The sequence below is a fragment of the Thiocapsa imhoffii genome, assembly GCF_016583985.1.
Taxonomy (GTDB): domain Bacteria; phylum Pseudomonadota; class Gammaproteobacteria; order Chromatiales; family Chromatiaceae; genus Thiocapsa; species Thiocapsa imhoffii.
Genome location: NZ_NRSD01000003.1, coordinates 159,138 through 182,589, shown reverse-complemented (window position 1 = coordinate 182,589; position 23,452 = coordinate 159,138). Strand labels below are relative to the sequence as shown.

The 23,452-nt window shown below is 64.3% G+C and carries 17 protein-coding genes; 9 read left to right on the top strand and 8 right to left on the bottom strand.

The annotated features are described in order from the left end of the window. Positions 1 to 11: 11 nt before the first annotated feature. From CKO25_RS04810 to hrpA, 3 genes are all read left to right on the top strand, one after another. A complete protein-coding gene (locus CKO25_RS04810) occupies positions 12 to 1,016 on the top strand; it encodes a S49 family peptidase (RefSeq protein WP_200386794.1) in 1,005 nt (334 codons plus the stop codon). A 142-nt stretch (positions 1,017 to 1,158) separates the two neighbouring features. Continuing rightward, positions 1,159 to 3,177, top strand: coding sequence for an EAL domain-containing protein (locus CKO25_RS04805; RefSeq protein ID WP_200386793.1), 2,019 nt, complete (start codon positions 1,159 to 1,161; stop codon positions 3,175 to 3,177). A 217-nt stretch (positions 3,178 to 3,394) separates the two neighbouring features. Then, complete coding sequence (gene hrpA / locus CKO25_RS04800) at positions 3,395 to 7,369, top strand: ATP-dependent RNA helicase HrpA (RefSeq protein ID WP_200386792.1); 3,975 nt, start codon at positions 3,395 to 3,397, stop codon at positions 7,367 to 7,369. A gap of 68 nt (positions 7,370 to 7,437) precedes the next feature. On the opposite strand, the gene CKO25_RS04795 is transcribed toward hrpA, so the two are convergent. Next, complete coding sequence (locus tag CKO25_RS04795; protein ID WP_200386791.1) at positions 7,438 to 8,304, bottom strand: alpha/beta hydrolase; 867 nt, start codon at positions 8,302 to 8,304, stop codon at positions 7,438 to 7,440. 146 nt (positions 8,305 to 8,450) lie between these two features. Between CKO25_RS04795 and hypF the strand changes: the two genes are divergently transcribed. The 4 genes from hypF (at position 8,451) to rapA (ending at position 16,131) form a co-directional block, all read left to right on the top strand. Next, entirely contained in the window at positions 8,451 to 10,916 is a 2,466-nt protein-coding gene (gene hypF / locus CKO25_RS04790) for a carbamoyltransferase HypF (protein WP_200386790.1), read from the top strand. 204 nt (positions 10,917 to 11,120) lie between these two features. Beyond that, entirely contained in the window at positions 11,121 to 12,206 is a 1,086-nt protein-coding gene (gene alr / locus CKO25_RS04785; protein WP_200386789.1) for an alanine racemase, read from the top strand. 832 nt (positions 12,207 to 13,038) lie between these two features. Beyond that, the gene (locus CKO25_RS04780; RefSeq protein WP_242467414.1) at positions 13,039 to 13,305 is read left to right on the top strand and encodes a magnesium transporter MgtE N-terminal domain-containing protein; all 267 of its coding nucleotides are present in this window, start codon (positions 13,039 to 13,041) and stop codon (positions 13,303 to 13,305) included. 39 nt (positions 13,306 to 13,344) lie between these two features. Beyond that, positions 13,345 to 16,131 carry an RNA polymerase-associated protein RapA gene (gene rapA / locus CKO25_RS04775; protein WP_200386787.1) on the top strand — a complete coding sequence of 929 codons (2,787 nt, stop codon included), beginning with the start codon at positions 13,345 to 13,347 and terminating at the stop codon, positions 16,129 to 16,131. On the opposite strand, the gene CKO25_RS04770 is transcribed toward rapA, so the two are convergent. The 3 genes from CKO25_RS04770 to CKO25_RS04760 form a co-directional block, all read right to left on the bottom strand. Then, the gene (locus tag CKO25_RS04770; protein ID WP_200386786.1) at positions 16,128 to 16,682 is read right to left on the bottom strand and encodes a Slp family lipoprotein; all 555 of its coding nucleotides are present in this window, start codon (positions 16,680 to 16,682) and stop codon (positions 16,128 to 16,130) included. The genes rapA and CKO25_RS04770 overlap by 4 nt on opposite strands. A 42-nt stretch (positions 16,683 to 16,724) precedes the next feature. After that, positions 16,725 to 17,276: a Slp/YeaY family lipoprotein gene (locus CKO25_RS04765; RefSeq protein WP_200386785.1), complete on the bottom strand. Its 552-nt coding sequence runs from the start codon at positions 17,274 to 17,276 to the stop codon at positions 16,725 to 16,727. Positions 17,277 to 17,392: 116 nt separating this feature from the next. Continuing rightward, complete coding sequence (locus CKO25_RS04760; RefSeq protein ID WP_200386865.1) at positions 17,393 to 17,617, bottom strand: Trm112 family protein; 225 nt, start codon at positions 17,615 to 17,617, stop codon at positions 17,393 to 17,395. 243 nt (positions 17,618 to 17,860) lie between these two features. Here CKO25_RS04760 and CKO25_RS04755 point away from each other — a divergent pair, with 243 nt between their 5' ends. Further along, positions 17,861 to 19,426, top strand: a complete 1,566-nt coding sequence (locus tag CKO25_RS04755; RefSeq protein WP_242467412.1) for an alpha/beta hydrolase — start codon at positions 17,861 to 17,863, stop codon at positions 19,424 to 19,426. A 255-nt stretch (positions 19,427 to 19,681) separates the two neighbouring features. Further along, on the top strand, positions 19,682 to 20,128 hold the full coding sequence (locus CKO25_RS04750; protein ID WP_200386783.1) for a hypothetical protein: 447 nt from the start codon (positions 19,682 to 19,684) through the stop codon (positions 20,126 to 20,128). A gap of 227 nt (positions 20,129 to 20,355) precedes the next feature. Here the strand turns inward: CKO25_RS04750 and nifM are convergent, their stop codons facing one another. The 4 genes from nifM to nifV are packed head-to-tail and all read right to left on the bottom strand — an operon-like array spanning position 20,356 to position 23,233. Further along, complete coding sequence (nifM, locus tag CKO25_RS04745) at positions 20,356 to 21,237, bottom strand: nitrogen fixation protein NifM (protein ID WP_200386782.1); 882 nt, start codon at positions 21,235 to 21,237, stop codon at positions 20,356 to 20,358. After that, positions 21,234 to 21,707 carry a nitrogen fixation protein NifZ gene (locus CKO25_RS04740; RefSeq protein ID WP_200386781.1) on the bottom strand — a complete coding sequence of 158 codons (474 nt, stop codon included), beginning with the start codon at positions 21,705 to 21,707 and terminating at the stop codon, positions 21,234 to 21,236. The genes nifM and CKO25_RS04740 overlap by 4 nt, the downstream gene beginning before the upstream one ends. Then, the gene (gene nifW, locus CKO25_RS04735; protein ID WP_200386780.1) at positions 21,691 to 22,035 is read right to left on the bottom strand and encodes a nitrogenase-stabilizing/protective protein NifW; all 345 of its coding nucleotides are present in this window, start codon (positions 22,033 to 22,035) and stop codon (positions 21,691 to 21,693) included. The genes CKO25_RS04740 and nifW overlap by 17 nt, the downstream gene beginning before the upstream one ends. 49 nt (positions 22,036 to 22,084) lie before the next feature. Continuing rightward, entirely contained in the window at positions 22,085 to 23,233 is a 1,149-nt protein-coding gene (nifV, locus tag CKO25_RS04730; protein ID WP_200386779.1) for a homocitrate synthase, read from the bottom strand. Positions 23,234 to 23,452: the final 219 nt, after the last annotated feature.

Below are 23,452 nucleotides of genomic sequence, written 5' to 3'. Positions count from 1 at the left end.
CGGAGTAAACCATGAAGTGGACATTCTGGACGCGTCGTCGCGACCCCATGCCCGCGCCCGATTCCCCTGACTGGGAACGAGCCCTGATCAATCAGTTGGCACTGGATCACCTGCGTGATCAAAGACGCGGCCGGCGCTGGGGCATCCTGTTCAAATTCCTACTGTTGGCCTACCTGATCGCGTTGTTGGTGATGGCGAATTCGCGGGATCTATTCGATCGCCTATCCTCGGGCGAGGCCCATACCGCGGTCATCAAGATCGACGGGGTGATCGCACCGGAAGCGGACGCGAGCGCGGATCGCGTCATCGCGGCCCTGCGCGAGGCCTTCGAGGCCGATGGGGTCGAGGGGATCGTCCTGCGCATCAATAGTCCCGGTGGCAGTCCAGTGCAGGCGGGCTACATCAACGACGAGATCAAACGTCTGAAGGCGAACTATCGCGAGGAGCACGATCAGGACCTTCCGGTCTATGCCGTGGCCACGGATCTCTGTGCGTCAGGTGGTTACTATGTGGCCGTGGCCGCGGATGCCATCTATGCCGATAAGGCGAGTCTGGTTGGCTCGATTGGTGTGCGCATCGGGAGCTTTGGCTTCGAGGAGGTGCTGAAGGAGCTGGGCGTCGAGCGGCGTCTGCTGACCGCCGGCGCGAACAAGGGCATCCTGGATCCCTTCTCGCCCTTCCCGCCGGAGCAACAGGCCTTCATCCAAACCGTACTGGACGATCTCCATGAGCAGTTCATCGCCGAGGTCAAGGCGGGACGCGGCGAGCGCTTGACGGATGATGAGGCGATCTTCAGTGGTCTGTTCTGGAGCGGGCAAGAGTCGGTGGCACTGGGCCTCGTTGACGGGCTTGGAAGCACCAGTTCGGTCGCGCGCGATCTGATCGGCGCCGAGAAGATCGTCGACTACACGAAGAAACGGGATCTGTTCGAGTCCTTCTCACGGCGGTTGGGTGCCAGTTTCGCGGCGGGTGTCCTGGACGTGTTCCTGGGTGTGGGGCCAGTGACTCTGCGGTGACGGCCGCCGGTGGGCGGCCGACAACGGACTTGCACGAAGAAAACGAAATGTGTTCAATTGAGTCCTCCCAACTTCCGGTCGGCTGGCGCGGAACCCACTCACTGTCGCGCGCTCCCAGACTGGTCCATCTTGGAGGACTGCCGTGGACCCGCTTGCGATCAGCCTCGAGCGCAACCCTTCCTATGCCATTCATCTCCTGACCCAGGATCGTGCGCTGAGCGCGCAGCTCGCGAGCGTGCTGCGGGACCGGGCGCTCCCGCTTGGGATCGCCGAGACACCTGAGCAGTTCAGGCTGGGTGATGGCCAGCCGCCGCCGCGGTTGCTCTTGATCGATGCGCGGGGACTCTCGGATCCACGCCGACTTGCCGACCTCGTCGCGGCATATCGTCGCGAGGGGACGCCACCGATCCCCTTCGTCTGCCTCGCGCAGGGCGGGGAGATCGCCCCCCGGCTGGCGGCCATGCGCGCTGGTGCCAGCGCCTGTCTCGAGCTGCCGCTCACGCCCGAGCACATCGTTGAACGCATCCTGACCCTGATTGGTGAGCCGGGCGCACGCGCGGACCGGGTGCTCGTGGTTGATGATCAGCCGGTTGCCGCGCTCTTCGCGGCACGTGTTCTCGAAGGTGTTGGCATCCTGACCGAACGGGTCATCGATCCGCTCGGCGTGCTCGATGCGCTCGCCCGCTTCGAGCCGGACCTGGTGCTGATGGATCTGCATATGCCCGGCGCATCCGGGATCGAGTTGACCCGCATCATCCGCGATCAGGATCGTTTTGCCGATCTCCCGATCGTCTTCCTCTCCGCTGAGTTGGACACCGAGCAACAACTGGCCGCGCTGCGGGTCGGCGGTGATGACTTCCTCGCCAAACCCGTTCCGCCTGATCGCTTGGTAGCCTGCGTTACGCAGCGACTCGCCCGGGTGCGGGAACGGGCGCGCCGTCAGCATGGGCGGGCCCTGATCGATGCGCTGACCGGCTTGCCAAGTCGCGAACGCCTCCTCGAGCGGCTTGGCCGATTGATCGGGCAGGACGGGGCCGATCCCGCACAGCGGGCCTTGTTCGCCTTCGCGCTGGCGGGGACGAGCCCGGATCTGCCTCGTCTCGCTGTCCTGCTCGCCGAGCGCATCCTGCGGCCTGACTGGGTGGCGCGCTTGGGCGAGCACTCACTCGGTGTGTTGCTGCGCCGCCCTGATGCCGAGGCGTGCGCCGCCGCCGGCGCGGCGCTGGCCGAGGCGCTCCATCGTGCCATGCCGGAGACCGAGATCGGGATCGGTTGGTGCCCGCTGTGTGCAAGCGGAGGGGATGCATTCACCCTGGCCTCTCGTGCTGGCAAGGCCGCGCTGGCGGCGCTTGCCGCCGGTGCGAAAGATCCCATCGGATATCCCCAGCAGACCTCGACCCCAGCCGCGACCGATGCCGTTGAGCCGGTCCGCGCGGCGCTGCGGGCCGAGCAACTCCAGCTCCTGTTCGAGCCCATGGTCACGCTGATGCAAGCGTCGCGGGCACGCTATGAAGTCTCTCCACGGCTGGTGGTCAGTGACGGTGAACTCTTGCCACCGGCTCTCTTCACCCCGGTCGCGCGGGCCTCCGGGCTGCAGGAATCGATCGATCACTGGGTGCTCACGCAGGGGCTCGAGGTCCTCATGAGTCATCATCGCGCCGGGACGCCGGTGCAGTTGTTCATCCACCAATCCCTCGCCAGTCTGACGCGTGCGACCTGGCTCGAACAGGTGCGCGATGAAATCAATCGACGTGAGTTGTTTCGCCTGCGTCCCGTGCTGCAATTTCAAATCGATGAGGTCGCCCATGCGCCTGATCTGTTGCACGAACGGGTGACGTGCTTGGCGCGTCTCGGCATTCGGGTGTGCCTCAATGGCTTGGATGCCAGTGACGAGGCGGGCGAGGTCCTGACCCGGGCACCGGTGACCTTCGTCAGACTGCAGCGCGAGACGGTCCACTCGCTGCCCGCCGAGGCACTTGCTGCGCTCATCCGCGGCGTGAAATCCTCCGGTTTCATCGTGATCGCGACCGGGATCGAGGCGCCCGAGACCATTGCGCGGCTGTGTCGGGCGGGCGCTGATCTGTTGCAGGGTCCCTTCGTGCAGCCCCCGAGTCCTGAAATGGATTATGATTTCAGCGGACCAGACGCGACTGGAACCTAACGGGCGGTGCACACGCCTGCATGGGTCTCGGGGTCGGCATCCTCCTCGTCACTGAGAGGCGTGCGTCCCGGCGGCAGGGCGCGTGTTCGATCCTGGGTGCGTGGGACTTGTTATCCTGTCCGCAGAGGACGATTTGCATCATCATGCCGGGCGTCACGGCTGGTCTGTCGCCAGGCCATCCACACGCACCCCACAATTTCCAGTTGCCACGTTTTTCTTGAACGAACTCCTGTTTCCAACCGACCTCGAACTCGACGCCTGTCTGACTCAGGATCGTGAGCGGCTGCGTCGTCGCGTCCGTGCGCTGCGGCGGCGCGCAACGGCTGGGGAGCCGGTCGCGCGCGGCCTGGAGGGGGTGTGGCAGCATCTGTACGCCTCACAGGCCATTCGTGAACGCCGCCGCGCCGCGGTGCCCGCGGTGTTCCGCTATCCGCCAGAACTCCCGGTCAGTCTGCGTCGCGCTGAAATCGCCGCGGCGATTTCAGCGCATCAAGTGGTCGTCCTCTGTGGCGAGACGGGATCGGGAAAGTCGACGCAATTACCCAAGCTCTGTCTGGAGCTCGGACGCGGTCTGGCGGGGCGTATCGGTCATACCCAGCCCCGGCGGATCGCGGCGCGCAGCCTCTCCGCCCGCATTGCGCAGGAATTGGGCGTGACGCGGGGCGGGCTGGTCGGCGACAAGATCCGGTTTCACGATCGGGTGCGACCGGAGACAGCGATCAAGCTGATGACCGATGGGATCCTGCTCGCTGAGATCCAGCGCGACCGATTGCTGAGCGAATACGATACCCTGATCATCGACGAAGCCCACGAACGCAGTCTGAACATCGATTTCCTCCTTGGCTATCTGAAGGGTCTGCTGCCGCGGCGGCCTGATCTGAAGCTCATCGTCACCTCGGCGACCATTGATCCCGCCCGCTTCGTCACGCATTTCGCAACGCCCGGCGTTGCCCCCGTGCCTGTGCTCGAGATCTCGGGTCGTACTTATCCGGTCGAGGTGCACTATCGACCCCCGGCGGAGGAGTCGGTCGGTGAGCGCGACGAGGCGATGCAACAGGCGATCTCCGAGGCGGTCGAGGAATTATCCCGGAGCGGGCGCGGGGATGTGCTCGTTTTTCTCTCGGGTGAGCGCGAAATCCGCGAAACGGCCGAAACCCTGCGCAAACATCATCCCCCGGCGACCGAGATCCTTCCGCTCTATGCGCGTCAAGGGCCGCGCGAGCAGGCAAGGATCTTCCAAGCCCATGGCACTCGGCGCGTGGTCCTCGCCACCAATGTTGCCGAGACCTCGCTGACGGTTCCGGGGATTCATCATGTGATCGATCCGGGTTTCGCGCGCATCAGTCGCTACAGCCACCGGCGCGGGGTGCAGCGTCTGCCCGTGGAGCGGGTTTCCCAGGCTTCGGCCGAGCAACGCAAGGGACGCTGTGGGCGAATTGCGCCAGGGGTGTGCATTCGGCTCTACAGTGAGGACAACTTCGCGGCACGGCGGCCATACACGGAACCCGAGATCCAACGCACCAACCTCGCGGCGGTGATCCTCCGCATGAAGATGCTCGGGTTCGGCGCGATCGACCGGTTTCCCTTCATCGACCCACCTGATCCCCGACTCGTGCGCGACGGTGAACGGACGCTCGAGGAGCTGGGCGCCATCGATGATCAGGGGGACTTAACCGAACTCGGTCGGCGTCTCGCCCGCTTGCCGGTCGACCCGCGCATCGCTCGCATGCTGCTCGCTGCCATCGATCAGCAGTGCCTGGCCGAGATGCTGATCATCGCGGCGGCCTTGAGCGTACAGGATCCCCGCGAACGACCCCATGAGCAGCGCTCGGGCGCCGATCAGATCCATGCTACCTTCGCGCATCCAGATTCGGACTTCCTCACCTTCCTCAATCTTTGGCGGTTTCTTGAAGGCGAGCGCAAGGTCTTGTCGCGCAATCAGTTCCGGCTGCGCTGTCAACGCCACTTCCTCTCTCACACGCGGGTTCAGGAATGGCATGACGTCCACAGCCAACTGCGTGAGCAGTTGCTCGAGATGGGGTTCAAGGAGAACGTCTCCGCGGGCACCGAGGAACAGATCCATCGGGCCTTGTTGAGCGGACTGCTGAGCCATCTCGGTGCGCTCGAGGGGCATCACGAGTATCTCGGCGCACGCAATACGCGCTTTCGCATCCATCCGAGTTCCGTCCTCTTCAAATCCTCCCCGAAATGGATCCTGGTGGCCGAACGGGTGGAGACAACCCGGGCCTATGGGCGCATTGCGGCACGCGTTCAGCCGGCCTGGATCGAAATGGCTGGGCGACACCTGTTGCAGCGCAGCTATTTCGAGCCGCATTGGCAAGCGAAATCCGGACAGGTCGCGGCCTACGAGAAGGTGACCCTGTTCGGCCTGACCCTGGTGGCGAAGCGGCGGGTCAATTTTGGTCCGCTGCGGCCTGCCGAGGCGCGTGAGATCTTCATTCGCTTTGCCTTGGTCGAAGGTGATTTCAAGACCCGCGCGCCTTTCTGGCGACACAATCAGGAGCTGATCGCGTCGGTGCGGGCGCTCGAAGCCAAGGCACGTCGGCGCGATCTGCTGGTCGACGATGAGGTGCTCTTCGCCTTTTACGCCGAGCGCATCCCCAGCGGAATCTATTCCGCCCCCCAGTTCGAGCAATGGCTGCGCAAGATAACCCGCACGCAACCGAAGATTCTGCATCTACGGCGTGAGGATCTGATGCGTCACGCCGCGGATGAGATCACCGCCGAACGCTTTCCGGATCGCATCGCGATCGGTGCGACACCCTTGCCGCTCGAGTATCGCTTCACCCCTGGCGAGACGGCGGATGGTTTGACCCTGGTGGTGCCCTTGCCCCTGATCAACCAGGTGACCGCCGCACGGCTGGATTGGGGCATTCCCGGTTTGCTCGAGGCACGCATCACGGCGCTGTTGCGTGGTCTGCCGAAGCGCGTACGCACCGCGCTCGTGCCCATTCCGGAAACAGCCGCGCGCTTGGCGTTGCTGTTGACGCCGGCGTGGGCGGCGGGTCGTGCGCCGCTTGACCGCCCCCTGTCACAGGTCTTGTCCGAACTCGTTTGGGAGCATCTGAAGGTGCGGATTGCCGAGGACGACTGGGATCCGACATCGGTGCCGCCGCATCTACGCATGAAGGTGCGGTTGGTCGACGAGAGCGGGCGGGTGTTAGCCGTCGATGAGGATCCGGACCGTCTCCGCCAGCGCTTTGGCGCGCTTGGGCTGGAACGCTTTGCCCATCTGCCGGATCCCTGGTCCGAACGCACGGGGCTCGTGCGCTGGGATTTCGGTGATCTTCCCGAACAGATCGAGCTGACACGTGCTGGCATTCAGTTGCGGGGGTTTCCGGCAGTGGTCGATGAGGGGCGTAGTGTTGGGATCCGGGTCTTGGATGCCGAGGACACCGCCCTGCGCGCCCATCGCGCCGGGGTGCGTCGCTTGTTCGCCCTGGCGCTGGATGCGCAAGCCCGGGTCCTGCGCCAGACCTTGCCCGATCTGGCACGGCTGCGACTCCAATATGCCAAGGCTCCCACCACAACCCGCTGGCCCGTCCTAGCCCCGGCACCAGCGGGCGACACGCGGCTGGCATCGCTTGATCTCCTCGATGAGCTCACGGCACTGATGCTGGATCGCACCTTCCTGAACACCGGCCCCGTGATCCGGCGGCAGGCTGAGTTCACTGCACGACTCCAGGCCTGCCGTGGGCAGCTCCAGCAGCAAGCCAGGGAGGTGGCGCACCTCGCTGAGACCATTCTCGATGCTTATCACCAGTTGCGCGGGCGGTTGGCCAGCAGCTCCCAGATGACCTGGCAACCCAGCGTTCAGGATGTGCGTGAACAGCTCGACAGCTTGGTCTTTCGCGGATTTTTCCAGGAGATTCCGGCCGTGCATCTCACCCAGTATCCACGTTACCTGACGGCGGCGCTACTCCGTCTGGAGAAGCTGACCCATGCCGCGGGCCGCGACCGTCAGCAGATGGCGAGTATGGCGGATCTGCTGACGCGCTGGCGTGAACGGGCCGCCGCGAGCCGCGCGGCAGGTCGCAACGACCCGCGCCTGGACGAGGTGCGCTGGCTGCTCGAGGAGCTGCGGGTCTCCCTCTTTGCCCAGTCGCTCGGAACCGCCGTGCCGATCTCGGTCAAACGCATCGAGACGCGTTGGCGGGAACTCGGACTCTAAAACAGCCCGGGCCGATTGGGCGGTTGACTCAGTGCGCCTCTGGTTGCTGCGTGCGCGGCCCGCGGGGTTCAGGACCGCGCCGAGGCAGCACAATGCCCATCGAGGAAGCCTAACAGGTCACCGACGTGTTGCTCGATTCGTTCCACCGAGTCGTGATCGGCGTCCGCGATCTCAAGGAGCCGATGATCCGGGCGGTTCGCACGCGCGATGATGTGGTAGGCATCGTGGATGGGCACGACGCGGTCGGCATCACCATGGACCAGCAGGACGGGGCAGGGGATCCGGGCGATGGTGTTCACCGGCGCAATGGTGTCGAAGCGGTGACCGATGAGCCATTCCACGTACCGAATGATCAGCATCGTGACCACTCGTGGCAAGCGCAGCCGCCGCACCGCATCCTCGGTGACCTGGGATGGGTGCGCGAAGGCCGCGATGCTGATCAGCGCGGCGATGTGGGGATTGCGCGAGGCCTCGAAGAGCGCGGCGCCGGCCCCCACGGAGTGCCCCAGCACCGCGACACAGGTGGCGCGCTCGCGGTGCTCGCGGTGTAACCAAGAGATCGCCATCCCCAGATCTTCGGCGAATCGTGGTAGTGATGAAAAGGTATCGCCATCACTCTTGCCGTGATTGCGCGCATCGAAGAGTAGGACGTTGAACCCGGCCCGCACGAAGGGCGCGGCCATGGGTAACATCTGCTCGGCATTGCCGCCCCAGCCGTGGAGGATCACGAGGGTGCGGGTCGCGGCGGGAGCGGGCAGCAGCCACCCGAATAGGTGACGACCCCGCAGCGTGGGGATGGTGACCCGCTCGTAGGCCAGGCCGAAGTCCGCCGGAGAGCCGGTTTCGCGTCTGCGCGGGGCGCGAAACCCGAGGTGGACGCCGACCGGGATCGCAGCGACGGCCAGGAGTAGGATGATGGTCAAGATGGTGGTCATGATCCGGCGAGGTCAGCCTTGTGTTCAAGAGTCATCCGACCATATGGGGGCAACCGGGCGGATGGGATCAACCGGAACGGATTGCGGTGACGCGCGAGCAGGTGTGCCGCGACCACGGACTCTTCATTCAATCGGATTAGGTGCCCATGCAAGCAGAGTCGATTCGAGTCCGTGGACTGGTGCAGGGCGTCGGTTTTCGCCCGACCGTGTGGCGTCTCGCACGCGACTGTGGCCTCGTGGGGGATGTGCGCAATGACGGGGAGGGCGTGCTGATTCGCGTTCTCCAGGACTCCCCGCGCGAGGCGAGCGCCGTGAGCGTCTTTCTCACCCGGTTGGTGGCAGAGTGTCCGCCCTTGGCGCGCATCGATCATCTCGAGCGGTCGGTGATCCATGACGAACAGATCCTGGCCGAACTGGGTGGCGCTGAGGGATTTCAGATCCTGGCGAGCGCGGCCACCGCCGCGCACACTGGGATCGTCCCGGATGCGGCCACCTGTGCGACCTGCGCGGCGGAAATCGCCGATCCGGCGAACCGACGGCACGGTTACGCCTTCACGAATTGCACACATTGTGGGCCGCGCCTGAGCATCGTCAAGGGCATCCCCTATGATCGGGCACGCACCAGCATGGCCCCCTTCCCCTTGTGCGCGGAGTGCGCGCGCGAGTACACGGATCCAGCGGATCGACGCTTTCATGCCCAGCCAAACGCCTGTCCGGTCTGTGGTCCGCGGCTGTGGTTGCTGGATGCGCGGGGGCGAGATGTGGATGCGGGCGAGCGCAGCGGATTGGATGCCATCACGGCGGCGAGCCGGCTTCTGAGCGCGGGACGCATCCTGGCGATCAAAGGGATCGGTGGCTTTCATCTCGCCTGTGATGCGACCCATGCCGAGGCGGTTGCGGAGTTGCGGCGGCGCAAACGACGCGATGCGAAACCGCTCGCCATGATGGCGCGCGACCTCGACGTTGTGCGCGGCTATTGCCGGTTGAGTGAGCAAGAGGCTGAGATCCTGGCCAGTCCGGCCGCGCCGATCCTACTCCTAGAACGGCGCACCGACGCGCCGGAGGGTGCCGGACCCGCAGGTCCACCTTTGGCCCCGCGGATCGCTCCGGGACAATCGACCCTCGGCATGATGTTGCCCTACAGTCCGCTCCACCATCTGCTGTTGCAGTCCTGGTCGCATCCGCTCGTTATGACCAGTGGTAATCTGAGCGAAGAGCCGCAGTGTGTCGAGAACACGGAGGCCCGCGATCGTCTCAGTGGTCTTGCGGATGCGTTCCTGTTGCATGATCGCGACATCGTCAACCGTGTCGATGATTCAGTGGTCCGGTTCATGGCGGGGGAGGCGCGGGTGTTGCGACGAGCCCGTGGTTATGCTCCGACGCCCTTGGGGTTGCCGCCTGGTTTCGCGCGGACGCCACCACTGCTCGCCCTGGGCGGCGAGCTGAAGAATACGATCTGCCTGGTCCGCGACGGCCAGGCCATCCTGTCGCAACATCTCGGTGACCTCGAGGACGCCAAGACCACCCGGGAGTTCAGCCGCACCATCTCCCTGTACCTCGAACTCTTCCAGTGCCATCCCGAGGTCTTGGTTGTCGATGCGCATCCCGATTACCGCTCGACTCTGATGGGTCGCGATTGGGCCGCGCAAACCGGGCAGACCCTGATCACGGTCCCCCATCACCATGCGCATCTTGGCTCCGTGCTGGCTGAGAATGGCTGGCCGCTCGATGGCGGTCCGGTGCTCGGTCTCATGCTCGATGGTCTTGGATATGGCGCTGATGGGACCCTCTGGGGAGGCGAATTTCTGCTCGGTGACTATCGGGCGTTCCGCCGGTTGGCGAGTTTGGCACCGGTGGCCATGCCCGGGGGGACGCGTGCCATCCGCGAGCCCTGGCGCAATCTCTTCGCGCAACTGGAGCGCGCCGGCGGCTGGTCGGTCTGGCGGGATGGCTATGGCGAACTGGCGGTGGTGCGATGGCTGCAGAGCAAGCCGCTCGCGCTGATGCAGAGGCTGATCGAGCGCCAACTGAATAGCCCGTTGGCGAGTTCAGCCGGGCGCCTGTTCGATGCCGTGGCCGCCGCTCTCCAAGTGGGACCCGAGGTGCTGAGTGATGAGGGAGCGGCAGCGATCGAGCTCGAGGCGTTGGCAAGTTTCGCCATTCATGAGGTCGATGAGGGTTACCCCTTTGCACGGGTCGCTGGGTCCGATGGTGTCCTTCTGGATCCCCACCCCCTGTGGTCGGCCCTCTTCGCCGACCTGGCGCGCGGCCGCTCATCCGCGTGGATTGCCGCGTCCTTCCATCGCGGCTTCGCGCGTGCGCTGAGCGACCTGGCATTTGAACTGGCCGACGCGCATGGGGTGCGGACCATTGCCCTCTCGGGCGGGGTTTTTCAGAATCACCTCTTACTGGAGGCGGTGACGCGCCAACTCCAGGGCGCGGGGTGTCAGGTGCTCCTGCACCGCCAGGTACCGGCCAACGATGGCGGCTTGTCGCTCGGGCAGGCGGCGGTTGCCGCCGCGCTCCTTCTGGACGCGAACCACGCCATCGGGGCCGACCGCCCCACTGACGTCGCGCGCTCGAGTGTTCAGCAGCCTGGAGCGCTGAACTGACGCGGGTTCACGATCCGGCATGGGCGCCGTTCGCGACAGCAACTCCAACTTCAACGACGGGATCGACGATGGCATGATGCCATCCTTGTCCGTTCGCTGCGTTCGTCACCGACCCGGTTGGGAGCGCGCGTGACCGAGGCCGGATCCCGGCCCGTCGTGGCGAGGCGACTGCCCCCATCCGACCACATCACACGAGAGCGTTGCATGGCCCGTCCGCTGCGTGCTCGCATCGACCTCGACGCGGTGCGTGAACATTACCGGTTCGCTAAACGACTTGCGCCGCGCGCGCGCGCGCTCGCCGTCGTGAAGGCCAATGCCTATGGACATGGCGCGATCGCGATTGCCCGCGCCTTGGCGCGGGAGGCCGATGGGTTCGCGGTGGCCTGTGTCGAGGAGGCGCTCGAACTGCGTGAGAGCGGCATCAGTGCGCCGATCCTGCTGCTCGACGGGATTTTTTCACCCGCGGAGTTGCCGCTCATCGACGACGCAAGACTGACCCCCGTAGTGCATAGTTGGCCCCAATTGGAGTGGCTGCGGCAGGCCCGCCCACGCCACCGCATCGATTGTTGGTTGAAGATGGATTCCGGGATGCATCGCATGGGCTTTGCGCCCACTGACTTCGCGCCGGCTTATGCGGCACTCGCCGAGTGCCGTCAGATTGGCACGATCGTGCTCATGTCACACTTCGCGCGTGCCGATGAACCGGAGCATCCATTCACCGCGCGGCAGCTGCACTGTTTCGAGCAGGTCTGTCAGCACCTATCGGCGCCGCGCAGTCTCGCCAACTCCGCCGCGCTCTTGTCCTGTGCGCGCTCCCATGCCGATTGGACACGGCCGGGGATCATGCTCTATGGCGTTTCCCCGATGCTGCATCCGCATCCCCTAGCGGCTTCCTTACGACCAGCGATGACCCTCGAGACCGCACTCATCTCAGTGCGTGAGGTCGACGCGGGAGAGCCCATCGGGTACGGCGGGCGCTTCGTTTGTGAGCGGCCAACCCGGGTTGGCGTTGCGGCGGTCGGTTATGCGGACGGTTATCCGCGCCATGCCATCGATGGTGCGCCGGTCGCTGTCAAGGGCCAGTTGACACGCCTCATCGGGCGGGTGTCGATGGATCTGATCACGATCGACCTGAACGGAATTGCGAATGCGGCCATCGGCGACCCCGTGGAACTCTGGGGGCGACAGGTTTCGGCCACCGCATTGGCCCAGGCGAGCGGGACCATCGCCTACCAACTCTTCACCAATCTCAACCGTCGCGTTCCCGTGGTCTACGAGGGCATCGCTTAGCCGCTCGTTGGGCAGGCACCGCAAGCGCTTGCCCGAGCGCCCTGATCGGACGGTTGCCAGATGGCCTGAGCGCGATGAAGCGAATGCATCACGCCAGGTTTTTCTCCACGGCCGGTTCTGGCGGCGCCCGAAGCGGATCAGGGTCCCCGGGCGACCGCTTGGCGCCATTCTGTTGGAACCGCTTGTCACGCCTGCTCGATGGCGAGCATAATACCGGCCCCTCGCCACCTTCCCAGATCGATTGGAGCCGGTGCGGGTGTGTGTTTGGTCACAAAGGCATGTGTTGGATGAACGGTTGGTCTCGACAGCAGACAGTCAGGGCGCTCGCTCCTGGGCGTTCGCGCGCTTCGGTCCAACGGTGCTCCCTCAGGCATTGACCGCCTGAATGCGTGCCCCATCCCTCGGAGCCCGCGACGCGGTGTCACGCATGCGTCACACCGCCGCTCTGATCATCGCGGCGCAATGGGTCACCCCTTGGGGGGCTCCTCACGTCCGGCGCCCTAGGGCTCGGCGTTGACCCGATGCGGCTCCAGCGCATCCTCCGCGCAATTCGCGTCCATCCGTTCCGAGCGCTGATCCGTCGAGTCGTGACCCGAATGGGTCTGACGTCTCGGGTTGATCCTGATTGAATCGAGCCGCGTGACATCAACCGCTTCGGGCGAATCACGCTCGGCATTGCGTACTCATGAAGGCACCGATTCGGTGCCTGGTAACCGAGTGATGGAGTTGATTGGAATCGATGAAGAAGAGTTTGCCGCCGCCCCCCCGCCCATCTCATCCGATGCTTGTCCGTGCACCGAGTGATCCCGCGCACGACGAGGACGCCGAAACCATGACCGTCCGTCTGGACTGTCGGCAAGGGGACTTTGCGCGTGCGCGCTTACACTTCCTGCGACTGCGTGAGCCGCATCAACTGCGCCTGCTCGAAGACATCCCCCGTGCCGAGGCGGTGCGTCTGGCGGGGGGATTGCCGCCCTATACGGTCGCACGCTTGTGCGAGCGGGTACCGCGGTCGCTTGGTCGCGCGATCGTGCGCGCCCTGCCGGAGGGGAAGCGGCAAGGGGTGAACTTGATCCTCGACTATCGCAAGCGCATCTGATTTGTCGGCGTCTTGTCATCATCCGAGTGGATTCCGACGATGCCGTCATTCGTCCCAGGCCAGCGCTGGCTGAGTGAGACCCAAAGCGAGCTGGGCCTGGGGATCGTCGAGTCCGTTGCGCCGCGTCGCGTCGAGGTGTGCTATCGGGCGACTGGTGAACGTCGGGTCTACGCGCTGCCCAATCCGCCGCTCGTGCGGGTGATTCTCGAGGTGGGTGAATGGGTGCGCGATCGCGCTGGGCGGGCGTGGCTGATTCAGGCGGTGGAGGAGGGTGACACCGCAGGACTAATCCGCTATCGATGCGTGGACGGCAGCGGTGCGCTGTGTCGCCTGTCGGAGGCCGAACTCGATGATCACTTGCGGCTCAACCGACCGGCGCAACGCTTGCTGTCCGCGCGCTTCGATGCCGACCATTGGTTCGACTTGCGCTGGCGGACCTGGCGGCTGCGGATGCGCGAGGCGCTCTCACCCGTCCAGGGTCTGCTGGGGGCGCGCATCGCGCTGCTGGCCCATCAACTCGAAATTGCGAGCGAGGTGGCGCGTCGTGAGGCGCCGCGGGTCTTGCTGGCCGATGAGGTCGGGTTGGGTAAGACCATCGAGGCGGGGCTGATTCTGCATCAAATGCTCTTGACCGGTCGCGCCGCACGCGTCCTGGTGATGACGCCCGAGCCGCTGCTCCATCAATGGCTGGTCGAGATGCTGCGGCGATTCAATCTGCGTTTCGCGCTCTTCGATCAGGAGCGCTTTGCCTCCTTGCCGGATGCGAATCCGTTTCTCGCCGATCAGTTGGTCCTGTGCAGCGCTGACTGGATTCTTCGCCTTCCGGCCGCGGAACAGGCCCTGGTGTCAGGGCAGTGGGATCTGCTCGTGGTCGACGAGGCACATCACCTCGAGTGGAGCGAGGATCGCGTCAGCAATGCGTACCGCCTGGTGGCGCAACTCGCCGCGCGGACTCCCGGGGTGCTGTTGCTGACGGCGACGCCCGAGCAGTTAGGCCGAGCGGGCCACTTCGGGCGCCTGCGACTGCTCGATCCGCAGCGCTTCTCGGACTATGAGCGCTTTGTGGCCGAAGAACGCGATCACGCGCCCGTGGCGGCGTTGGCTGGACGTCTCCTTGATGGGGAGCCTCTCGGCGCGGCGGACCAGGCGCTGATCAGCGCGCGCTTGGGCGAACACGAGGGTTTGGAGCGGGCGACCATCCTTGAGCGTCTGTTGGATCGCCACGGCACGGGACGGGTCATGTTCCGCAATACCCGTGCGAGCATTCCGGGCTTCCCAGGTCGCGTGCTCCACCCCGCGCCCCTGCCCGAGCCCGCCGCTTACGCGGCCCTCAACAGCCGGGATTGCGCGCGACTGACACCGGAGCGGAGCCTGGGTCCCGACTGGCTTGCGTTGGATCCGCGCATCGACTGGTTGATTGCGCTTTTAGCACGTCTGCATCCCCATAAGGTCTTGCTCATCTGTGCCGCGGCGAGCACGGTTCTCGAACTGCGCGACGTTTTGCTCCGGCGCTCTGGAATCCATGCCGCCGTGTTCCATGAAGGGCTTGCGCTGCGTGAGCGGGACCGCGCCGCGGCCTACTTCGCCGCGGTGGAGGACGGTACCCGTATCCTGCTGTGCTCCGAAATCGGCAGTGAAGGACGGAATTTTCAGTTCGTCCATCATTTGGTTCTTTTCGATCTCCCATTGGATCCGGATCGACTCGAGCAGCGGATTGGGCGACTCGATCGGATCGGACAGCAGCATCCCGTCCAACTCCATGTTCCCTATCTGGTGGGCGGTCCGAGCGAGGTGTTGTTTCGTTGGTATGCACAGGGCTTGCAGGCGTTCGAGGCCATCTGTCCCGCGGCACCCGCCGTCTATCAGGACCTGATCGAGCCCCTGCATGCGGCCCTCGCGGATCCGCGGCGCACCGTGATGCTGGTGGCCGAGGCCCAACGCCGCTGTGCGTCGCTCAATCAGCAACTCGCCGCGGGGCGGGACCGGTTGCTCGAGCTCCATTCACATCGTCCTGAACGCGGTGCGGCCCTGGTTGCGGCCCTGCTCGAAGAGGAGCAGGACCCGGCGCTCGCCGAGTATCTCAGACGTCTGTGGGATCACTTCGGGGTCGAGTATGAACCCGCGGCCCATGATTCGTTGGCGCTGCGCCCCGGTGCGCACATGCTGAACGAATCCTTTCCCGAGTTGCCCGCTGACGGCTTGCAGCTCACCTTCAGCCGGAGCGTGGCGCTGGCCCACGAGCATTGGGCCTTCATCACCCGCGAACATCCCATGGTGCGCGGCGCGATGGATCTGCTGATCGCCGGGGATCGTGGCGCGGTGGCGCTCGGCATCATGCGGGATGAGCGTTTTGCGCCCACCAGCCTGTTGCTAGAGGCCCTCTATGTGGTGGAGTGTCAGGCACCCCGTGGACTGGAGGCCGATCGGTACCTTCCACTCATGGTCCGGCGTTTCCTGGTTGACCCGGCAGGGTGCGATCATGCCGATGCGATTGCCCACGACGCCATTGATGCGCGCTGCGCGAGCCACCATCCGCACCTCGCCCAGGCTCTTCTAAGTGCGCGGGCTGAGTCGATTCGGTCGTTGATCGAGACGGTCGAGACGATGGCGCAGGCGGCGATGCCCGCGTTGCGCACGGCAGCGCGGGCGCGGATGAATGCGGTCCTGAGCGAGGAGATCGCGCGTCTGCGAGCCCTCGCGGCCATCAACCCGAACGTCCGGCCCGATGAGATCGCGGCCTTGACGAGCCGCCGGGAGCAGCTTGATCAGGCTTTGAGCGGAGCGAGTTTGCGTCTCGATGCGCTTCGTCTGTTGGTCACGCGCTAAAAGCTCACGCCGATTCCGCCACCCACGCCCCGATAGTTCCAGTTGCCCAGACCGATACTGAACCAGGGCCGTGGTCGCGGGGTCCAGCCGCCCAGGGCTGCGGGTGCATCTTCTGGCCAGAGTCGCACGACCGCTTGGTCGAGAACCGGAAAGCTGTAGCGTGTGGCTCCGATGTCACCCTCCCGCGCCGGGGCGATCCGACCGGTCGCGGTGAGCTGGCGTCCCTGACGATATTCGGTGGGCTCGAGAAAACCAGGTTGCACTAGGATGAAGCGACCGATGGTTGACTCCGTGGCCACGGGACGACCGCAGCGATCGAGTGGATAGCCGATGGTCTCGATGTCCGTCTCGGTAGGGCGGTTGTGTGCGCGCGCGATCACCCCGCCCCAGGTGACGATCGCGCCTTCACCCTGGCCGAGCGCGACCACGGTGTCGGGGGTCAAGCCGCTCGCCCCGATCACGCCGACACAATCGCGTGAGCTCGCGCAACCGCCGAGCAGCACGAGGGCGAGGGTGGTTGCGAGCATGGCGCTGTAGGCATGCTGTGGCATCTGGATGGTTCCTCCTCAAGTGAGCGGCAACGACCTTGGACGTCAATACCAGAGTCCGTAACGAACTCCCATTCGAGGTCCGGGCCAGGGTCCAGCCCATGGCCAGGGGTTGAACCAAGGATCAGCGTACACCGGTGGCAAGGCATTGCGCGGGATTGGGGGTGGCCAGAGAAACCAGGCCTGCGCCTCGACGAGCGGGTAATGGTAGGGAAATTCTCCCACATCGCGGATCGCGATCCCTTGCAATGGGCCGACCACAGTCAGACGATGATGCGTGGGAAAGGTTGCCGGATCCTTGAATCCCGCAAAGATGACCAGGAAGCGTCCGAGGATGCGATCCGTGTCATGCGGACGACCGTCGCGGTGCAAGGGTCGGGCGAGGATCTCGATCTGGGTCTGGTTCGGCTCGTTGTGGACCGCGAGAATGGTCCCCCCCCAGCGCACCGATTGCCCAACGAAGGCGGCTGGGTCCTGTTGGACCGCGGCGATTGCGGGCGAGGGGAGCTTCGGATCCCGGACGGCCTCGGGCACGCGGGTGTGCGCACAGGCGCCGAGCGTCAAGGCGAACAGGAGGATTGGCAGGTGAGCGGTCACTCGCGGCGGGGCGTGGCGAGGACCATGATGGCCGCGCCGCGGCGGGCGCGGTGATGGCAGAGCGCCTACTTGCGGAGGGCGCGTCATCGGAGCCTTGGTCGTGGGCCGCGCGAGGATCATCGTTCCGATGGCTTGGAGCGGCCCGAGCGCTGGTCTCGATAGGCGTCGAGTTCGCTCGCCGACAGCGGACGCGCCTCGTCTTCGAGCATCACGGGGATGTCGTCACGAATCGGATAGGCCAGCTGGGCGGAGATCGAGATCAGTTCCCGACGACTCTTGTCGAAGATCAGCGGCCCTTTCGTGACTGGGCAGACGAGGATGTCGAGAAGTTGTTTGTCCAACATGGATGCTCTCCGTTTGGCGGCGACATGGCTTCGTGACCTGGGTGCGTGCCGTGCCCGGGGTGAAGGACGGGGCCGGCACGCAATCCCCGACTGGATTCTACCCCTGTGAGACGATCAACAGCCAGGGTGCCGCGGTGAGCCTAATCGGCACGCGGGGTTGGGATGGCCCGTCATCCCCCCGATGATCTTCAGCGCCCTGGGCGTGACTCATCGCACCAGACTCAGAACGAGGAACACATCATGCGGTTGCGTTGGCCGATCATCGTGGCGTTGCTGTCGCTCTGTGCCCTAGGCGTTGGGGTGAGCCAACTCACGTCCGGGGTGCGGGATGTCGAGGTGTCGCGGCTGTGGTCGGCGGACGTCCCCATCACTCTCTTTCGATCCAAGGATCCGGACACGGCGACCCGTCCGCTGGTCGTCATCGCGCATGGCTTTGCGGGTTCCCAGCAATTGATGCAGGCCTATGCGATGACCTTGGCCTTGAATGGGTATCTGGTTGCGACCTTCGATTTTCCGGGGCATGGGCGCAACACGACTCCATTCACCGCGGATTTCACCGAACAGGAGCTGCGCCGACGGCTGCTCACTCGTGCGCTGGTGGAAACCGTTGAGGTGGGATTGCGCCAGCCCGATGCGGATGGGCGCCTGGCCCTGCTTGGCCACTCGATGGCAGGGGACGTGCTGGCCCGATTGGCCTCGGATCAGGCGTATGCGGTCACGGCACTCGTCTTGATCTCGCCTTACCTGGCACCCGACACCTCCACGGCACAGCTGGCGAATCTGCTGTTCATCTATGGCGCTTGGGAGCCTGAGTTGCTGCACGAGCAGGGCGCGGCGCGGGTCGCCGAGACGGTCGACGACGCGACGTGGACCGAGCAGGGGGATGGGGTCGCCCGCCCGGCGGACACCGAGCGCCGTCTGGTGCTGGTGCCCGGTGTCGAGCACATTGGCGTACTCTATGCCGAGCTTGCCTTGAGCGAGGCACTGGATTGGCTGAATCAGGCCTTCCAGCATGCCGGCGGCGGATTTCTAGACCGCCGTGGATCGGCCCTGGGCCTGCTCTATCTGGGGCTCCTGGCCTTGGCTTGGCCGCTTGCGACCTGGCTACCACGCCTGGCCGAGCCACCGCGTGGCGCGGGTTTGCCCTGGCGGCACTTCTGGCCCGTCGCGGTGGTGCCTGCGGTTCTCACGCCCGTGTTGTTATGGCCGGCACCGCGTGATGTTCTGCCCATCCTGCTCGTTGACTATTTGTTTTTGCACTTCGCCCTCTATGGCGTTCTGACCGGATTGGCTCTCTGGCTGACGCGGCGCTCGCGCAGCCTGTCGGGCGAGCCGACGCGGTTGCCTCAGTCCGTCGCGCGCACCCGGTGGATGCAGCTCGCCGTTGTGACCCTGCTGGTTTCCCTCTATACGACCCTGGTGTTTGCCATTCCCACCGATCGATTCGTCACGGCGTTTTTACCGGTCTGGGAACGGTTGCCGTGGGCGGCCGTGCTCTTCTTTGGCACGCTGCTCTATACCCTGGCCGATGAGTGGGCGACACGCGGCCGAGGGGCGGCGCGAGGCGGATACTGGATGACGAAGATCTTGTTCGTGTGTTCTCTGCTTGGCGCTGTGGCGTTGAACCTCAACAGCCTGTTCTTCCTCCTCATCATCATCCCGGTGATCCTGGCGTTGTTTTTGGTTTATGGCCTACTCAGCACCTGGGTGTACAACAGAACAGGGACGCCAGTGGTGGCCGCGGTTGCGAATGCGCTCGCATTCGCATCCGCCATGGCGGTGACCTTTCCACTGGTCGCGCCCTGATGGCCATTAAAGCCATACAAAGAACATGGTATACGGCAGGATCATCGGCGCCGCTGCGATGTTTGCCCGGTCTCGGGCACACTACTCAAGCATGTCCGTTTGGCGTAAACTATCAAAACACCTATGGTTTACTGGAGCTGCGCCACCGATCGCAGCCTGCACCATGGACCACCACGGAGACGACCGGCCTGCCGGGTCACCTTGTCGACCGCTTGACCTATTCTGCCTAACACCATCGACCGGAGGAGCTTTACCATGGTCGCGTTCGCCCAGTTACATGCTCAAAATCACAAAATCACCGAACTCTCGAATGTCTTCCTGTATCTGGTTCGTGATCGCTCCATGTGCGATACCGATGTCACCTGTGATGTCTTTTTCGATCTGACGAATCGTGTTAAAGAACACATGGAATTGGTGGACCGTGAAATCTGCGGTCAACTCATTTCACATCCGGATCGATCCGTCAAAAATACGGCGAATCGGTTTCTTTCTGGATCGACCGAGATCAAGCGGATCTTCAATGCGTATGTCAAGCAGTGGTGTTCACAAAAACGCCGATCGTTGACGATTGATGACCATCCATCCTTTCTGCAAGATACCGAGCAAATGTTCGCGCTGGTGATGGATCGCATTCAACGTGAAACAGAACATCTCTATCCATTGATTCGTAAGCTGGAAGGCGATGACAAGCAGGTCGCTTGAACGCTTTTGAAGCGGGCTGATTCGGCCCGCCGATTCTGCCTCGTCACGCATCGGGGCCGGATGTGGGCCACCGATCTCATGGGTCTCGGACGCGGCCAGGAGCGGTTCTCAAGCGCGGTTGATGGCTTGAGTGTCGGAATCGAGCGTCCCTTGTCGGTGAATCCACCAGAGGACTCCCGCGCCGTCCCCACCACCCTACACCCGTGATCATTCTGATCGCGCACACCTCAATTCAGCGATGCAATCCACTCCGTTTGTGCCGATCGTGCTCGGCGATTACCGAGGAGTTGGTGGATCTTGGCGCGGGCCGCTTCAAAAGGGATGGTGTCCGATGGACTGATCCGGTCGCAGATGAGGAGGTGGAATCCGAGTGCCGTTTCGAGGATGTCGCTGATGACCCCAACCTCAAGCAAAAATAGGGCCCAATCGAGTTCGGGAAAGAGCTGCCCTGGGGCGACGGGTCCAATCAGTCCGCCTTGCAGGGCTGTCGGGCATTCGGAGTAGCGCTTGGCGAGGGACTCGAAGGCGTCCGGGTCACGCTTGAGTGTGTCGGCGATGCCTGCGATCCGGGCATAAGCCGCCTCGCGCTGATTCTCGTCGTGATCAGGATTGATCGTGATGAGGATATGTCGCGCATCACGCCGCTCAGGTGCCTGAAAATCCTCGCGGTGCAGTTCGTAGAAAATCTGGGCATCGACCTCGGAGACCGGCGGCGCGCGTCCGGCGATCCGCTGGAGCACGGCGTCGAAGGCCAGTTCGCGTTGCAGTGCCTGGCGCAAGCTGTGCTCATCGAGACCGTTGCGCGCGAGTTCGGTCGTGAAGGTTTGCTGATCCGGGTAACGCGCGCGGAGCGTCTCGACCGCGTCCTGAAGCCGTTGCGCCGGGATCACCACGTCGGCGGCCTCGCCCGACGACAAGACGCGACGTTCAAGCCCGTAGGTTTGTTGCGCCTGCGCCTGCGCCAGCCTGAGTTGGGCGGTGTCCAGCCCCGCGAGATCGCATTGAAAACGCTCGAGCGCGGCGCGCAAGAGGTGATAGCGATAGACCCCATCGGCGGAACCCGTCGGCGAATCGATGCCCGGCACGACGCGCTCGCTGGTATCCGTCATCTTGGGTTCTCCGCGGCTGGGCTCGGGGCGGTGGCCGGCTCGGTCAAGGCGGATTCGGGCACTTGCAGCATGGGGCGATCGCGGAAGGACACCTCATAGGCGACGCCGCTGGGGTGATCGCGCAGCACGCGGATGACCTCGCCGACCTCCCCCGGCGAGACCAGGATGTCGCCGCGCAGTGCGAGCGGAATGCGGGCCGCGACCTGTTCGCGTGACTCGAATCGGCTGGGCGTCCAGGGCGCGTCGGCCGCGATCAGTTCTTCCTCGCGGCAGCCGACGATCAGGTCCGCATCGAGAAAGTGCACCGAGTAGATGATCTGATCTTGCAGAAAGGTGCCGATCTCGCGCACGAAACCGGTGCTGCCCCGGCGGATGAGCAGCACCCCCGTCGCGCGCCCTGGAAAGGTTCCGTCATTGCGCAGGTTGCGAATGACGCGCACCGCGTCACCATAATCAAAGGCGGGCCGCATGGGGCAGTTGCTCGGTGAGATCGCTCAAGGCGACCTGTGCAATTTTGGGCTCCGACAGTCGAAAAACACGAAAGACCTTCTCGGTTGCTGCATCCGAGATCACGAAATCCTGATAGGCGGACTGGAGGAGGTCGGCATAGAGTGTCCATTTCGCGATGGCGGAATCGGGCATTTCCTCAACCTGCTCAAGATAGTCGTGGAAGCGCTGCAGGATGTGCAGGCGGTTGACCTGCACCACTGTAGGATCAAAGGTCACCGCAAAATAGGCGAGAAAGTCCTCGGCGCTGCTCAATTCTTCAAGATCGGCCTCGAATTCGTCGTCGTTCATATCGTTCTCCAGTTCACCTGTGTTCGGGTCGATTCCAGGGAGGTGTTCACTATTGCAGACTGGTCACTTGGGGATAGCTGATCTCGGCGAGGAAGCTCCGCAATTCCGCCGCCCCCGGGGCGCGTTTGCTCTGCATGGCGAAACGGCGCACGAGCGGCAAGAGCTGATCGGCCTGCGCGAGATCGAGCTCGAAGCGAAGGATCTCGGCATAGGCTTGGCGAACGGCATGCCGTCCTGAATGCTTGCCGAGCACGATGAGATGGCGCCGACCAAGTTCGGCCGGATCGATGCCTTGATAGTTGAGTGGATCTTTCAAGAGGCCGTCGACATGGATTCCGGATTCATGCGTGAAGGCCCCTCCGCCAATCAGGCTCTTGTGCCAAGCAACGGGCTTGCCCGATGCGGTTGAAACCAGTTCGGACAGTGCCCCGAAATCCTGCAAGCGTACCCCGCTGTCGATGCCATGGACGTGCTTCAAGCCCATGACGACCTCCTCGAGCGCGGCATTGCCGGCACGCTCCCCCAAGCCATGGACCGTCGTGTTCACATGGCTGGCACCACCGCGGACGGCAGCGAGGCTGTTGGCGGTAGCGAGTCCGAGATCGTCGTGGGCATGCATCTCGATCTCGATGTCCACGATGGCGCAGAGATCACGGATCACCTCGGAAACCGCGAACGGATCCATCATGCCGAGCGTGTCGGCGAAGCGGAAGCGTTGGGCACCGGCGGCTTGTGCGGCCTCCGCCGCACGCCAGAGGAATTCCGGGTCGGCGCGTGAGGCGTCCTCGGCACCGACGCAGACCGCCAAGCCTAGGTCTTGGGCCACGCTGACCTGCCGGCGAATCTGCTCCAGCACCCAGGTGCGATCACGATGCAATTTGTGGTGGATCTGCTGATCCGAGACCGGGATCGAAAGGTCGACCAGGTCGACCCCGAGTCCGCGACATTGCGCGATGTCGCCTTCATGCATTCGGGTCCAGACCATCAGGCGGGCCGTCAGGCCAAGTTCTGCCACGGCGCGGATCGCCTCGCGTTCCTCCGCTCCCAGCGCGGGAATCCCGATCTCCAGTTCCGGGACCCCAAGGCGGTCGAGCCCGCTGGCGATGGCCAGTTTCTCGTCGAGCGAGAAGACTACTCCCGCGGACTGTTCACCGTCGCGCAAGGTGGTGTCGTTGATCGTGACTGTTCGCCGCTGCATGTATGCGTCCTCAAAGGCTTGCTGTCATCACTGAAAGCAAATCCAATGCCATCAAGAATTTTTTCGTGGGAACAGCGCCCTGGCGGCACCTTGATGGAGATTGTCGGATTTCCGACAGTGCATGAGCGTGCCCGGGTGTCGGGATTCGCCGCCCTGCTGGGGCATCCGTCGCGGCAGGATGGGTCTGCATCCAACCGGTAGACGGGCGGGAATCGGGAC

Excerpts from the sequence above, each read along its gene's own strand:
- nifW (WP_200386780.1), bottom strand. The coding sequence starts at position 22,035 with ATGAACGACGACGAATTCGAGGCCGATCTTGAAGAATTGAGCAGCGCC.
- CKO25_RS04810 (WP_200386794.1), top strand. The coding sequence starts at position 12 with ATGAAGTGGACATTCTGGACGCGTCGTCGCGACCCCATGCCCGCGCCC.
- alr (WP_200386789.1), top strand. The coding sequence starts at position 11,121 with ATGGCCCGTCCGCTGCGTGCTCGCATCGACCTCGACGCGGTGCGTGAA.
- nifV (WP_200386779.1), bottom strand. The coding sequence starts at position 23,233 with ATGCAGCGGCGAACAGTCACGATCAACGACACCACCTTGCGCGACGGT.
- CKO25_RS04750 (WP_200386783.1), top strand. The coding sequence starts at position 19,682 with ATGGTCGCGTTCGCCCAGTTACATGCTCAAAATCACAAAATCACCGAA.
- CKO25_RS04770 (WP_200386786.1), bottom strand. The coding sequence starts at position 16,682 with ATGCCACAGCATGCCTACAGCGCCATGCTCGCAACCACCCTCGCCCTC.
- CKO25_RS04795 (WP_200386791.1), bottom strand. The coding sequence starts at position 8,304 with ATGACCACCATCTTGACCATCATCCTACTCCTGGCCGTCGCTGCGATC.
- rapA (WP_200386787.1), top strand. The coding sequence starts at position 13,345 with ATGCCGTCATTCGTCCCAGGCCAGCGCTGGCTGAGTGAGACCCAAAGC.
- hypF (WP_200386790.1), top strand. The coding sequence starts at position 8,451 with ATGCAAGCAGAGTCGATTCGAGTCCGTGGACTGGTGCAGGGCGTCGGT.
- CKO25_RS04740 (WP_200386781.1), bottom strand. The coding sequence starts at position 21,707 with ATGCGGCCCGCCTTTGATTATGGTGACGCGGTGCGCGTCATTCGCAAC.
- CKO25_RS04780 (WP_242467414.1), top strand. The coding sequence starts at position 13,039 with ATGACCGTCCGTCTGGACTGTCGGCAAGGGGACTTTGCGCGTGCGCGC.
- CKO25_RS04755 (WP_242467412.1), top strand. The coding sequence starts at position 17,861 with ATGCGGTTGCGTTGGCCGATCATCGTGGCGTTGCTGTCGCTCTGTGCC.
- nifM (WP_200386782.1), bottom strand. The coding sequence starts at position 21,237 with ATGACGGATACCAGCGAGCGCGTCGTGCCGGGCATCGATTCGCCGACG.